The organism is Chitinophaga sp. MM2321, assembly GCF_964033635.1.
In the GTDB taxonomy this organism is placed as follows: domain Bacteria; phylum Bacteroidota; class Bacteroidia; order Chitinophagales; family Chitinophagaceae; genus Chitinophaga.
The window spans coordinates 1,970,845-1,984,896 of sequence record NZ_OZ035533.1 but is presented as its reverse complement, the minus strand read 5'-3'; the positions used below and the strand labels follow the sequence as shown (position 1 = coordinate 1,984,896).

General features: G+C 45.4%; 9 protein-coding genes and 1 tRNA gene. 3 read left to right on the top strand and 7 right to left on the bottom strand.

Annotation, left to right across the window (positions count from 1 at the left end; all coding sequences use genetic code 11):
• Positions 1-23 precede the first annotated feature (23 nt).
• From ABQ275_RS07700 to ABQ275_RS07675, 6 genes are all read right to left on the bottom strand, one after another.
• Positions 24-1,244, bottom strand: coding sequence for an MFS transporter (locus tag ABQ275_RS07700; protein ID WP_349317701.1), 1,221 nt, complete (start codon positions 1,242-1,244; stop codon positions 24-26).
• On the bottom strand, positions 1,241-3,853 hold the full coding sequence (locus tag ABQ275_RS07695) for a glycosyl hydrolase 2 galactose-binding domain-containing protein (protein WP_349317700.1): 2,613 nt from the start codon (positions 3,851-3,853) through the stop codon (positions 1,241-1,243). The genes ABQ275_RS07700 and ABQ275_RS07695 overlap by 4 nt, the downstream gene beginning before the upstream one ends.
• A gap of 55 nt (positions 3,854-3,908) precedes the next feature.
• Positions 3,909-5,723 carry a RagB/SusD family nutrient uptake outer membrane protein gene (locus ABQ275_RS07690; protein ID WP_349317699.1) on the bottom strand — a complete coding sequence of 605 codons (1,815 nt, stop codon included), beginning with the start codon at positions 5,721-5,723 and terminating at the stop codon, positions 3,909-3,911.
• A 27-nt stretch (positions 5,724-5,750) separates the two neighbouring features.
• The gene (locus tag ABQ275_RS07685; protein WP_349317698.1) at positions 5,751-9,302 is read right to left on the bottom strand and encodes a TonB-dependent receptor; all 3,552 of its coding nucleotides are present in this window, start codon (positions 9,300-9,302) and stop codon (positions 5,751-5,753) included.
• A 59-nt stretch (positions 9,303-9,361) separates the two neighbouring features.
• Positions 9,362-10,393, bottom strand: coding sequence for a FecR domain-containing protein (locus ABQ275_RS07680; RefSeq protein ID WP_349317697.1), 1,032 nt, complete (start codon positions 10,391-10,393; stop codon positions 9,362-9,364).
• Positions 10,394-10,458: 65 nt separating this feature from the next.
• On the bottom strand, positions 10,459-11,070 hold the full coding sequence (locus tag ABQ275_RS07675; protein WP_349317696.1) for a sigma-70 family RNA polymerase sigma factor: 612 nt from the start codon (positions 11,068-11,070) through the stop codon (positions 10,459-10,461).
• Between the two features lie 114 nt (positions 11,071-11,184).
• Between ABQ275_RS07675 and ABQ275_RS07670 the strand changes: the two genes are divergently transcribed.
• From ABQ275_RS07670 to ABQ275_RS07660, 3 genes are all read left to right on the top strand, one after another.
• Complete coding sequence (locus ABQ275_RS07670) at positions 11,185-11,352, top strand: phosphatidate cytidylyltransferase (protein WP_349317695.1); 168 nt, start codon at positions 11,185-11,187, stop codon at positions 11,350-11,352.
• Between the two features lie 93 nt (positions 11,353-11,445).
• Positions 11,446-11,519 (top strand) — tRNA-Pro (locus tag ABQ275_RS07665).
• 118 nt (positions 11,520-11,637) lie between these two features.
• Positions 11,638-12,855 (top strand): site-specific integrase, encoded by a 1,218-nt coding sequence (locus ABQ275_RS07660; protein WP_349317694.1) that lies wholly within the window; start codon positions 11,638-11,640, stop codon positions 12,853-12,855.
• A gap of 206 nt (positions 12,856-13,061) precedes the next feature.
• Here the strand turns inward: ABQ275_RS07660 and ABQ275_RS07655 are convergent, their stop codons facing one another.
• Complete coding sequence (locus tag ABQ275_RS07655) at positions 13,062-13,766, bottom strand: hypothetical protein (protein ID WP_349317693.1); 705 nt, start codon at positions 13,764-13,766, stop codon at positions 13,062-13,064.
• Positions 13,767-14,052 lie beyond the last annotated feature (286 nt).

Sequence of the window (14,052 nt, the reverse complement as noted above, 5' to 3'; positions counted from 1 at the left end):
ACATCCCGGACGCTTTATTCTTCTTATAGTTTTATCGTCTTATTTGTTATAATCGGTCTTGCCCAGAAGCCGATGCTCAGAATATATCCCATCGTCAGATACAGGAAACACATACCGGTACGTAATCCCCAATGATCACCCAGGCCGCCGACAATAAGCGGTAAAATCGCGCCGCCGATAATACCTGTAACAAGGATGCCTGCAAAAGAGCCGTGGTGTTCTGATACCGAGTTTAGCGCCAGGGAAAAAATAACCGGATACATCACGGAAGCGAAGAAACCTACCAGCGGAAAAGCGATGAGTGCTGTTTGACCATTACCGAATAATGCCGCAGTGAGACTGATCATCGCCAGCAAAGTAAAGCCTATCAATACTTTCCGGCTATCTACCAGTTTAAGTAACAGGAGTCCCAATACACCACCTGCTGTCATCAGTCCCCAGAAATAGGCGACCGCATTAGCGCCGGTCGTTTGTGGATTATACTGGTGATAGGTGGCCAGGAATTGTGAGATCCAATTGGCAATGCCCTGCTCTGTTCCTACATAGCAAAAGATCGCTGCGAAATAAAGTAATACCACTGGCTTCTTCAGCAGATCCATATGTGTTTTCAGCGGACCTACTTCTTCTTCCTTTGTAAGGGCTACCTGTGGAAATACTGACACAGCAATGATTACCACCATCAACAGACAAATCAAGGTAAACAGCCAGTAGAGTGATATCCAGGGCAGGCTTGCCGGCACCAGGGATGCCAAACCACCCATAGAACCATCGTGCATATTTACTACCAGGTACGAATATACGAGTGGACTAACAAAAGACGCCAGTCCGAAGATCAGCTGCGCCAGCACGGAGTTGAAAGCATAGTTCTCTTCTCCGCCGGAAATACGTAACAGCGGGTTGATCACCACCTGTAACATGGCCATGCCGCAGCCAATTAAGAAAAGCGACAGTACAGCGGTTAAATAATTCGGATACAAAGACAAGAGTAATGCCCCGCTAAAAGCCACCAGGAAAGCAGCTATCATGATCTTCTTTTCCTTGTACCGTTCTATGAGCATGCCTGCGGGAATACTCATCACACCATAAGCAATAAAAAAAGCAAACGGTAATAATGCTACCATCGTGAGGCTCAAATTGAAACCCTTGATAATATCGGGTATCAGCGGGCCAATCACATTGGTCAGAAAAGAAATCACAAAAAAGGTGAGCATTATTAAACCGACGATGTAATAGTTACGTTTCATTCTTGATTGGTTGATACGATGTTCCAGCCACTAACAGCTATCATCGCGGGTTGTTGTTTCAGATCTTTGGTATAAACATAACTATTAATAGTGATATTTTCACCTGGCAGTAATGTGAAATCATTATCTTCCCAAAATACCGGTACAACAGTTTCTCCGCTTGTCTTACGGCGGATATCCAGGTGTATCATAAAGGCCAGGTGTGTACCCGGGTTACGGATTGTTACCCGTGCAAAAGTAGTATACCCCTTTTGTGTGAATGTTTGCTGCACTTCCGGTTTTACGGGAGGTAATTGCTGCAGTAACTGCAGGTCTGCAAACTGTGTTTGCGGGGTCACGTACCAATTGGTTTTCGCAGTATCCAGCAAGTCTTGTTTTGTTGATAGCACATAAAAATTGCGGCTAACTGTTTTGCCCTGTTCTTCCAGGCGCAGATCCAGGAACCACGTAGTGGTGGCGGGTATTTCCGGCAATGCCGGCAGGTGCAGGGCATCCTGGGCAGCCAGTCCACTGATAACGGTATCTTTTTGCCATACCTTATGCAGCGCGGCATCCAGTACATGAATCTTTGCTTTCAGGGATGGCGCCGGCATGCTGGTGTTGTTGATAATATCCACGCCCTTTGTTCCATAGTTGTAGGAGATATGCCATGGCTCTCCGGCTTTTCTTGCACCATAGAAAGCGCCGGTGGGTAGCAGGTAATAATCGTATAGCTGCCACCACAATTTAGGCCAGGAGGAATTATACATCCACTGGATAATGCCGGTAGCACGCGGACGATTGGCCGTAAAGGCTTCCATCATGGCGCGCATGCCTTCGTAGTTGAGATACTGCGCTTTGCGCAGGTAATCTTCCAGGCTAACGGGCGCGCCTAAACGCTTATTCATCGCATTGTTGTAATAGTCCAGGTTGTGGAACTCCCCCCTTGCCGCATGATACATCCAGGAACTGCTGATAGGCCACAGGGAATCTTTGGGGATCATCTTCTTCAGGCTCTCCAGCAGCGGCACTTCCGGGCCGGGACCTGTTTCCGTATTAAAGCCGAAGGCGCCGCCGTTTTTATCATCTATATACCAATAGTCCGGTGGCACATAATCGTAAGGGCCGCGCATTTTTACGGCAGCAGGGCCAGTGATACTGCTGGTATTATCATGCGCCGAACTCAATGCCGGGCGGGTAGGATCATATTCTTTCAGGATGTCGAGGTATTTTTGTTCCAGTGCGGGGCGGGGAAGTTTATCACTACCATACACCCATACAAATACAGAAGGATGGTTACGCAACCATATAACCTGGTCTTTCCAGGATGTTGCTACAACAAACTGTTGCTCCGGGGTCTTGATGCCGCCGAAATCATCTGCTTCCGAGATAAAATAATTATCCCATTCCCAGGCCGCACTCCAGCCCACCATGATCAGGATACCTTTCTCATCGCACAGATCATAGAGATGCTGATTGTTTCCCCAGAAGCCTTCCATGCGGATGGTGTTGAGGTTCATATGTACAGCGTATTCAATACCTGCCCGTTCATATTCCGGGGTAGCGTTGAGTAGCATAGGGTCTGTCCAGCCGCCACCGCGGATCAGCAGCTTCTTACCATTGAGCGTATAGCCACGGTGTCCTTCGGCATTGATGTAATCCCCTACAGAGCGGATGCCAAAGGTAACCGTTCGTTTATCCGATACCGTAGGAGCAACAAATTGCAACGACAACTTATACAGTTCCGGTTTGCCCAGGTCGCGGGTCCACCACAGGCGGGGATTGCTGATATTCAGTTGTACGTACTCCTGCGGGGTAAAGACAACCTTCCTGCTGCTATGGGGAGATAAAGTTATTTTTTGAGAGATAGTAATGCCCGGAGTAATATTGCCTTCCAGTGTACCACTCACCGCTTTATCGCTGTGATTATGCAGGAGCGCACTCACGGTAAGGGCTGCACGTTTTAAGGTAGCCGTATCCACCCTTGTTTGTACAAAAGGCTGGGAAATGGCGACTGGACCGCTTAACAGCAGGTGCACATCACGCCAGATACCCATGTTATGATCCGGTGGCGCAGGATTCCAGTCAACAAAGCCGAGCGTGGGCTCACCGGGACCGGGGGCAGTAAGTTTTAGTGCCAGCACGTTAGTGCCGGTATGCGCCACCTTGCTCACATCAAACCTAAACCGGCGGAAACCGCCTTTCACCGTATCTGCTGCGGCGATCTGCACACCATTCAGCCAGATGTCTGCCCGGTAATTGATCCCGTTAAACACCAGTTGTACTACCTGTCCTTCCTGCATAGCGGGCAGCTCAAACGTAGTACGATGCCACCAGGGAGCTTTGAACTGATCTCCGGGGATCTTCTCCATATTCCGGTCAAAGAAAACATCTTTGTATACCCCGTTATCTACCAGTGCAGCCATCACGGTACCGGGTACCTTGGCAGCGTACCAGTTTGCAGGAGAGAAACTACCGGAAGAAATCTCTTTACCATCTCCCCTAACGTTAACGGATGATTGAATTTTCCAGTGCTGTTCCAGTGGTTTATCTGCTGTAATCCATTGTTGCCAGGCCTGCGCAGGCATAGCAAGGGCCATTAACAGTGGCAGGAAATAGCCATGTTTCATATGAATGGTTTAAAAGAAGGCGGAGTGATGTACTCCGCCTTATGATATGCAATAATTAATACCCAGTATTTTGTATGAGTGCTGAAGTGCCATTCTTTGTGCTCAGATCTATCTGGCGTTGGGGAATAGGGAAATATTCATTTTTATTGGCAGTAAAGTGGGCACCTTTAAGATCAGTGGTGATAGTTGTTTCATATGCAAAGAATTTATTCAAATCTGTTGCAGCAGTTTTCCAGCGTACCAGGTCGAAGAAGCGGTGTCCTTCCATAGCCAGTTCCAGCTTGCGTTCGAAGTAAATTGCTTTCAGGGCGTATGCCTTTCCTTTTGCTGTAAAAGTGTTGGCAGGATACTTACTGATTTTATAATTCGCGGCGGGTGTATCTGTTGCACCTCCCAACGGATCAGCAGGATCAATATAAGTATGTACCCATCCTACCGGGTCCATCATACGGCCACGTACCATGTCTACATATTGCTGGGCGATATCCAGGCTTCCGGCCTGCGCCTGGCATTCAGCAGCCATAAGCAATACATCTGAAAAACGGATCAGTACATAGTTGATCGCATTACCGGGCGCCCATCCGTTGGGATCGTAATACTTATCCTGTGTGGACTGCATGTATACATTCTTTAGCGGAGAATATGGGCCGGCAGAAGCCTGGCTGCGAATCCACAAGTCGCCGGGATGGAGTCCCCAATCAAGATAAGGCAGCCCTCTGCGGCCTACGGTCCAATCCAGTCGCGGGTCCAGGTTGCCCTGATCAGGTGTAAAAGAAGCCGTGCTGGCAATACCCATATCTGTTTTCAATGGGTGCTGATTATAATCGTCGAGGTAAGGAAGACCGTTGGCATCCGTGCGATAAGAGTTAGCCAGATCCAGTGAAGGCTGATAGAACCCGCAACAGCTGAAAGGTCCGCCATACGGATAGTTCAGCATTTCGCCCTGGTTGGCATTGGCACTTGTTCCGGAACCATCATTGGCGCTGTATTGAATAGAGAATACAGATTCCTGGTTATTTTCAGTGGCCGCATCATAGTTATCATGAAACTTCGGCATCAGTTTAAACGGCAGTCCTTTTGTTGTAATACCGTTGTGGATCACGGTTTCAAAGAGCCGCATCGCATCTGTATATTTACCTTCATACAGGTATGTTTTAGCCAGATAAGCGGCAGCAGCCCATTTATTAGCGCGACCAACTTCCGACTGTCTGTCATTCAGATTTTCATAAGCAAATTTAAAATCTGCTTCAATCAGCGGCCATATATCTTTATCATTCGGTACCTTAAACTGATCCACATCGAGGTTTTCAAAGCCGGAGGTGTTTTCATCAATATAAGATACTTTATTAAACATCTTTTTCAGGTCTGAATAATAATGACCACGCAGGAAACGTGCTTCCCCGGCCACTTCTGCCTTCTCGGCATCTGTCATATCCGTTACCTTACCCAGGAGATACAATACAAAATTACAACGACGGATACCTTCATAGCCAACGCGCCATTTATCATTAAAGAAACCGTCGGTAGCCGTAGCGCCAAACATAGCGATGGTCAGTGCGGAACTGGCATCATCCGGAGAGCTGCCCTTATGCGCATCTCCACCGCATACGCTGCCATAGATCCAGTTATCAGGAGATACCGCGTAGCCACTTCCGCCGGAGAGATTTACCATATCGCCGTCTACGAAGTCCTGTCCGTCCAGTGCACCATAGGCGCCTATCAGCAAAATGTTCACGCCTTTTTTACTTGTCATCTGACCCTCATCCAGTGCAGCCTGTGGCGGCTTTTCGAGGAAACTTTTGCTGCAACCGGACATTAAAGCAGCCATGGTAAAAGCTGTACCTAATAATATATGATTGAATGATTTCATGATCGTACATTTTTAATGAAGCATATATTAGAAACCCACATTTACACCAATAAGAAACTGGCGCTGATTGGGATAGGAACCTTCGTCTACACCGAAATCGGTAATACCGGAGCCACCGATTTCCGGATCAAGCCCTGAATACTTTGTAATGGTAAACAGGTTTGCAGCCTGCACGTATACGCGGAACTTCTCTATATGTAATCTATTCAATGCGCCGGCAGGCAACGTATAGCCGATCTGCATATTTTTAGCGCGCAGATAGGCACCGTTTTCTACCATGTAGGAGTTAGGAACTGCGCTGGTGCTCGTGTACCGGTTGATCTCCTGAATGGGTACTTTCGCGTTATGATTTTCCGGTGTCCAGGAATCATACAAAGCTGTTTTACTTTTTGCACCTTCGAAAGTAGCGTAGAAATCACGCCACCAGCGTACATTATTCCAGATCTGATTGCCATGCACACCAAACAGGAAAATGCTGAAGTCGAATGCTTTATAAGTAAGACCGATATTAAGACCGTAAGAGAAATCAGGATTGGGATTACCCAGGAAAGTACGGTCGTCTGCATTGATCTGTCCATCGCCATTTACGTCAGCATAGCGGAAACGCCCCAGCCCTTCATCGGTCTGATAGATGGCTTCCGGATCATTGTTTACCTTTTGTGCCTGTGCATCTGCTGCTGCAATTTCTTCTGCTGTATTCCAGAAGCCATCGATCTTATATCCGAAGAAAGAAGATACCGATTGTCCTACCGCGTTGCGGATGATATTGCCGCCATCAAAACGGCGGGAATCTGTTTCAAAATAATCTACACCATCTGCAATTTTAACGATCTTATTTTTATAGGTAGTCAGTGTACCCATTACGTTTAGTTTAAGATTGCGGGCGAGATTTGCATGCCAGCCAACAGAAAAGTCGAAGCCTTCATTTTTCATGCGGGCAATATTCACAAAGGGCGAGGTTCCGGTACCAGCAAGGCCCGGCAGCTCAGGGTTGTACAACAGGTCTTTAATATCTTTACGGAAATAATCAACAGAGAAATCGAGATGACCGTCGAGTAAAGTTGCATCCAACCCAAAATTGGCGTTTACATCACTCTCCCATTTTGCATTGGGATTACCAATCTGAAATCCTGCAAAACCCGGCGTGAGTCCATTATTTACTCCACTCAGGTCGTAATAGGAAGAGTTACGGTTACCACCGAAGAGAGAGTAGCCGTTGTTAACACCCAGGTTCAGTTGATTACCCATCACACCCCATCCGCCACGGATCTTCAGATCGGAGATCCAGGTCACCTTCTTCATAAATTCTTCCTGTGAGATACGCCAGCCTGCTGTTACAGCAGGGAACCATCCAAAATGATTATTCAGGAACCTGGAAGAACCATCGCGGCGGATCGTACCGCTGATCAGGTATTTATCTTTAAAGGAATAATCAACACGGCCCAGCAGGGAATACAGCGCATCCATAGAGCGGTTGCTGAAGTTTGTTTGTGTACCTGTACCACTGGAAAGATCCGGGAAATTAGGATCAAAGGTGAAATAATCCTGGGTGGTACCGCCCACCTCACGGCTGCGGCTATCGAATGCTTCCGTGCCCACAAGCACTTTCAGGTCATGTTTATTATCCAGCAGCTGGTGATAAGTAAGGGTGTTCGTCCACGTCCAGTCGTGACCGTTAGAAGCGTTTTCTGAATAAGAATTTACGCTGGCATTTTCTTTATTCTCATACTGCGGATAAGTAAATGTGTGCTGCCAGTTGGAATAAATCTGTCCGCCGAAGCTGGTACGAAAAGTCAGGTATTTCAGGAAGTCTACTTCTCCATAAATATTACCAAACATACGTGTACTCAGGCCACGGTCATTACGGGTGCGGTATTGCATGGCTACGGGATTGAAGGCATCTCCCATATCATCCGGTTTTGAACCGGCAAAATTTCCTTTGATATCGTATACAGGTATCAGTGTTTGTTCACGCATAGCATGACCGATCACTGCATCCGATGAAAGAATGTCTACAGAAGGGTTGTCTGTCATGGAGAATGCGAGGTTCTCTCCTACCCTAATATTGCTGCGGATATTGTATTGCGTGTTAGACCGGATCGTATATCTTTTCAGGTAAGTATTTATCAGCGTGCCTTGCTGATTGAAATAGTTGAGGGAAAAGAGATAGTTCCCCTTATCGCTGCCACCGCTCACGGCCACGTTGTGGCTGGTAATAGGTGCAGGCCGGAAAACCTCGTGGTACCAGTCAGTTCCGGCTTTATTGGCCCTTACGATCTGGTAAAAATCATTCACTTCTTCAGGATCGGTATAATCCGGATTTACAAAATACAGGCTGGGATCTGTAGAAGGATCGCCTTCTTTAGCGCCCATGGGCAGAATATAGTCCGGTAATACTGGTGTGGCGCCGTTTCCATACAGTGCATCACTGGGATCTACATCAGAATTTTTATAGGCCAGCCAACGGAGGTTGGCGCGTTCCTGCGGATTGAGTGTATTCCAGACATTGCCCTTTTTGGGATATTGGCGGCCATAGTAGCCATCATAGGTGACCGCAATCTTTCCTTTACCTCTCCTGGTAGTGATGATAATAACGCCATTGGATGCACGCGCACCATAAATAGAAGCTGCACCGGCATCTTTCAATACCTGCAAACTGGCTACATCATTGGGGTTGAGATCTGCGATATCATCAGTAGGAACACCATCAACGACATAGAGCGGTGCGTTATTGCCAAAAGTATTGACACCGCGGATCCTTATCTGCGGCGCTTCTCCGGGCTGTCCTGATCCGATTACGGTTACACCGGATGCCTGTCCCTGTAGTTGTTCTGTTATCTGTGCGGAGGGTTGTTTTACCAGGTTATCAATATCCACCACGGCTACAGACCCTGTGAGGTCTTTTTTGCGCTGAGTGGTGTAACCTGTCACCACGATTTCATTGAGGGCGCTGGCGCCTTCTTTCAACGTAATATTGATGACTGCCCTGTTGCCTACAGCGATGTATTGTGTTTCATAACCGATGTAGGTGATCTCCAGCTGATCATCGCTTTTACCGGGTGTGCTGAGTGCATAGGTACCATCCGTATTGGTGACAGTACCGGTAGAAGTACCGGTAACGCGAACGGTTACACCGCCAACAGGATTCCCTTTTTCATCTTTGATCAGCCCCTTTACCGGGTGCTGTTGCAGGTTGATATCGTGTGCAGCCGGAACGGGTGCTGATGCCGCTTTTTCCGTTACCATGTAAAAATGATCGCGCACTTTTTCAAAGTGAAGATTAAAGGGAGATAATGCTTTGAGCAGGGCCTCTTCCGGCGACTGGCAGGCAGTAACAGATAGTTGTACCCGTTTACTTTTCACCAGGTTGCTTTTGTAAGCGATAGATACCTTAAAATGATCTTCTATCAGGTGCAACACTGTTTTCAGGGAAGATTCATCGGGTTGTATGTTAGTACGATTACCAGTTTCAGGGGGAATCTTTTGCCCGCTTATAGCCAGGTCCTGCGCGGTTGCCGATTGTGATAGGAAATACAGGGCTAATGATTGCATTAGCAATACACGTAAACCTTTTTTCATTTTGAACAGGTTTTAACGATTAATAATGAAACTTTCTATGGTAAAAGGTGGCCTGCCTTTTATTTCTTTTGAATCCAGACTTCGTCGCCTCTTTGGTTGAATTGCATACGGAAAACTCTCCGCAGCTGTACCAACATGGTATCAGCATCATAAATAAGGGGCATGGAGCCGGAAACCTTGTAGTTAAGTAGTTGTGTGTCGCGCACGACCAATGTTTTACCAAAGACCTGCTGCATGAAAGCAGCTGCATCTGCCAGTGAATAATCTTCCATTACCAGTCTGCCGGTACGCCAGGAAGTATAACGGGAAGCATTCACACTGCTTTTGGTATAGTCACCATCCAGTTTGTTGTAACGTAATAGTTCGCCGGGTTTCAGGTACATTTTAGCAGCTTTATCGTTACGCATTTCGCCGATATTGAGCAGGATACTACCCTGTTGTAATACCACTACGATCTCTTTACCGCTGCTATTCACATTAAACTGTGTACCTAATACTTCCACACTCAGGTTGTCGTAAGTGTGTACGATAAATTTTTGTTGAGATGATTTATGTTTGACATGAAAGAAAGCCTCACCATCCAGCCATACTTCGCGCAGCTGCTGATCCTGTGCAGCATACAGGAGTTTTGAATCTGCATTGAGTGTCACTTCCGAGCTATCGGGCAGCAGGAAGGTTTTTGTTTCCCCCAGCTTTGTATGCGCACTTACGATCACCGGTTTATTACCGTCCTGCATCATCCACCATCCGCCTGCCAGTAAAGTACCTATCACCAATACGGCTGCATATTTCCAGGCATGTTTCCACCAGGTGCTACGCGGAATCTCTTCAGCGCCCTGCTGCTCCTCCAGTCCACTCCATACAGCCTCCCACAGGTGCTCCTTTTCACCGGAGGACAGCTGGTACGACTTAAAGCCGATGCTTTGCACCAGTTGCCTCGCTTCCCGGATGACGGGTGCTTTATCAGGATATTGAAGCAGCCATCTTTCCCAGAACACATGATGTACCTCCGGCTCCAATATCCATTGCTGAAAATCTTCATCCAGTGCGAATTCACGGGCAGAATATGATGAATAGTCTTTGAATGCCAAAAGATGCGCTTTTTCTTAAAGAGCAGGTAGCGGGTTAAATCTCATCGCTTTTGGGAAAGTTTTTTTTATCTGCTCAAAAGTGTGAGCAATAAAGGGAGGGGAATTGTTTTTTTCAGGATGCTGATAGCTTTGGAGATGGTATTATATACGGAATCTACCTGCATGGCCATAATGCCGGCTACTTCCTGGTAGCTGAGGTTTTGATAAAAGCGGAGGTAAATAGCTTCCCGTTGCCTGCGGGAAAGATGGCCCAGGGCTTCCTGCAACAAACGTTGCTGTTCTGCTGCAGTTTCTTCCAGGATCAGGTTATTTTCTCTTGGGAGCGTGTATTCGAACTCAAAAGATTCCCAGGAGTCGCGGTGTTGCCAGCGGCGGTCTTTTTGCAGGGAACGGAGCAGGCGGCGGCGCAAGCTGCTGATGAGGTAATAGCGGACATTCTGAATAGTAGTAGTGAGGTGTTCACGGGAGAGCCACAGGTCCTGGAACAGGTCCTGCAAGGCGTCATTCACCCTTTCCTTATCCTGGCAGAAGTGCATGCCGTAATGAAAGAGGTGATCTATATGTGTTTCATAAATTTCAGCGAAGGCGTGGCGGTCTCCCTCCAGAAAGCGTCCCCAAAGTGAGGAATGGGAAGCCACAACCTGTAAGCCTGTAAGTAAGGCTTTCCCTTTATCCATGCTATTTTGGTTGTAAAGATAAAGCTGGGCAATTATTCTGACACCTGCAAATATTTTTTTGGTACGGGATATGCAGCTGGATTTTGTATCTATTCACCCCATTAAACAAACATTATGAAACACCTTAGCTATTTTATGCTGACAGCAATGATCGTTTTTATGAGTAGTTGTCAGGTGATCGGTGGTATTTTCAAGGCAGGCGTATGGACGGGTATCTTTGCAGTAGCAGTAGTGATAGCGGTGATTGTATTCCTGATAACGCGCGGGTCTAAGCGGGATTAAAAAAAAATTCAAAAAAGAGGGTACAAAATTTTAAAAAATGAAATAATTGGCTACTTTTGCATCCCGTCACTGAAAAGAGACAACCGGAAAGTTCGGGACGTAGCGCAGCCCGGTAGCGCACTTGCATGGGGTGCAAGGGGTCGCTAGTTCGAATCTAGTCGTCCCGACACTAAGAAAAAAGCCTTACAGTTAAGACTGTAGGGCTTTTTTCATTGTTCAAAACTCCGATATTTAGCTTTCCCCTATGGATAAACCAGCACATAATATGACCTATAAATACCCGGTTTGGGTCACAAAATGGGTCACAAATCCAAGAATCTCCCTGGAGAGATTAGCATCACCAATCATAAAGGGCGTATCAGATTACGATGGCGGGTTAATACAGAACGCTATTCACTAAATCTCCCATATTCGTACACAGATAGCAACCTTCATCATGCAACCGTTAAAGTCACAGAAATTAAACTGGATATACTGAAAGGTTGTTTTGATCCATCATTGGAAAAATACAAAGAAGAGATCCGGTTATTAAAGCCTAAAAAGCAGGTTGAACAACCAAAAGAAGCTACCAGCAAACATGAACTGCTTAAACAGCTTGTTCCAAGATTTAATTTCTGGACAAAGCATATACGTAACATTGACATTGACAACTCCTTCGACTACCTGTATACACGGAGGCTGTTGGAGAAACAGGGGAACCTACCGGTTGACGAAATTGTAATATGCCTTAACAGGGATCAAGTTGCTCCTACTACCTTCAATCGAAGGCTGGGATTCTTAAAGAGCTTTTTAACCTGGCTACAGAATAAATCAGAAATAACCTATAACCCTTTGGCTGATGTCAGCAGAAGGAAGGTAAAGAAAAAGGTGCTTGACAGGAGGAAGCCGCTTTCAGAAGATGAAATACTCTCATTCCTGAATGCTATACAGGAAAACACCTATTGTCCCTCCAACTCACGGTTTAAGCACGCTCATTATTACCCCTTCTTCCTCTTCATTTTTTACACTGGGGTAAGGAACGCAGAAGCAGTTGGATTACGTGTAAAACATATAAACCTTACTGCTAACACCGTTGAAATTTCAGAAACATTTGCCCGGAGTGTAAAAGGAACCAGCCATGTCGCCCGAATCAGGAAGGAAACAAAGACTGATAATGTCAGGTATCTACCACTAAACGAGGAATTAAGGCTGCTATTAATCAAACAGATAAAAGGCAGGAAAGAGGACGATTTCGTATTCCCCTCCCCTAGAGGAATGTGTATCGATGATCATATGCTACAACGCCGCATATACAAACCAGTAATGAAAGCGTTAGGTTTTGGAGATAAAGACTTGTATGCAGCAAGACACAGTTTCGGAACACGGTCTATTCAGCAGGGAATATCTGTTACTGATACCGCTTATGCATTGGGCCATTCTACCATTGAAACAGCAGTAAGGACGTATGTGCATGTGGAGAAGCCGACTACGGCATTGCCGAGTATTAGTAGGAAGGTAGGATAAAACGTATGTATTTATACAGGTGATATTGAAGAGGGCGTATAAATTTATAGGTATAAACCAGTAAAATATACGCCCTCATTCTAGTATATCTATTTTCTGAAAAATTGCGAAAAATAAAAATTGCGAAAAATATATTAGAAAAATTATGCTAAAAAGCCGCTACTGACAAGAGGAAGTAGCCTTTTGCTGCATTTCTTGTGCAATTGTTATTCAAATGATACCAACCATTTCTTTTGAATGTCAATTATGTCAGCTGATACAACTGCAGGATTAAAAAATGGGTCATCTCTGTTTAGTTGAACTCTAACATCTGCATTTGAGTAACAAATAAAACCGTGTGCTTCTAATTCATATTTCAAATCGCCAATTCGCTTCTTTGAATTAGTAGAGGGGTCTAACATTTCAAATTCATAAATATTCCCTTCTTGAAACAAAGAGATAATTTGCGTTGTCATGTAGCTTTGAGACTTTTCGTTTCGCTCAGAGTCGTAAGTGTAATTAATCTGTTTATTGCTTTTAAACGTAACTATTGCCTTTCTGGAGTTGCCGTACTCTTTCAATTTTAAAAAAGCATAACACTTTTCTAGTCCATCATCTGAGGTTGATAATTCAAGAACTTCATTTTGAATTTCCGAAGAGGAAAATTGATTATAAAAAGCTGGCATTAAGTTTCTAGCTGCGTTCAAATACTCCTCAACAACATTTTCATAATCTAAATCTTTTAATGCAGAATTCAGCATGTCCTCAAAAGTCTTGTCTTTTAAGAGTTTGGCTTTCCTTTTTTCAATTATTTGTTTAGCGGCTAAATAAATTACCAGATTTTGCAAGTATTCATGGCTAGTAATGTCATTAAAGGATTGAAGCTTCAAAAAGTATAGGCTTAATTCTTGTTTTATATCAGTTTGTGTCATGTTGCGAAATTTATAGCGTACAACTTATAAATATCTACAATATAGATAAATTAGGCGTTATATGCATCTATGGTACTCGGTCTATTGAACAGTGGCTGCTACCAGCAATGCTTATGCGATGGGGCATGCTACTTCGGAAACAGTTATACCTAGTTACGTGGATATAACTAAACCCTCTACTACACTGCCAAGCATCAACTATAGGTCGCAATATTAATCTATTAGACCATCTCGACAAGCTAGAGGAAACCCTCTACTAGCTTACTTAAATGTTTCAATAACTAGC

What these genes read in the sequence shown, in the direction of transcription:
- ABQ275_RS07670 (WP_349317695.1), top strand. Translation starts at nt 11,185, where the DNA reads ATGAAACACCTTAGCTATTTTATGCTGACAGCAATGATCGTTTTTATG.
- ABQ275_RS07700 (WP_349317701.1), bottom strand. Translation starts at nt 1,244, where the DNA reads ATGAAACGTAACTATTACATCGTCGGTTTAATAATGCTCACCTTTTTT.
- ABQ275_RS07675 (WP_349317696.1), bottom strand. Translation starts at nt 11,070, where the DNA reads ATGGATAAAGGGAAAGCCTTACTTACAGGCTTACAGGTTGTGGCTTCC.
- ABQ275_RS07655 (WP_349317693.1), bottom strand. Translation starts at nt 13,766, where the DNA reads ATGACACAAACTGATATAAAACAAGAATTAAGCCTATACTTTTTGAAG.
- ABQ275_RS07690 (WP_349317699.1), bottom strand. Translation starts at nt 5,723, where the DNA reads ATGAAATCATTCAATCATATATTATTAGGTACAGCTTTTACCATGGCT.
- ABQ275_RS07685 (WP_349317698.1), bottom strand. Translation starts at nt 9,302, where the DNA reads ATGAAAAAAGGTTTACGTGTATTGCTAATGCAATCATTAGCCCTGTAT.
- ABQ275_RS07695 (WP_349317700.1), bottom strand. Translation starts at nt 3,853, where the DNA reads ATGAAACATGGCTATTTCCTGCCACTGTTAATGGCCCTTGCTATGCCT.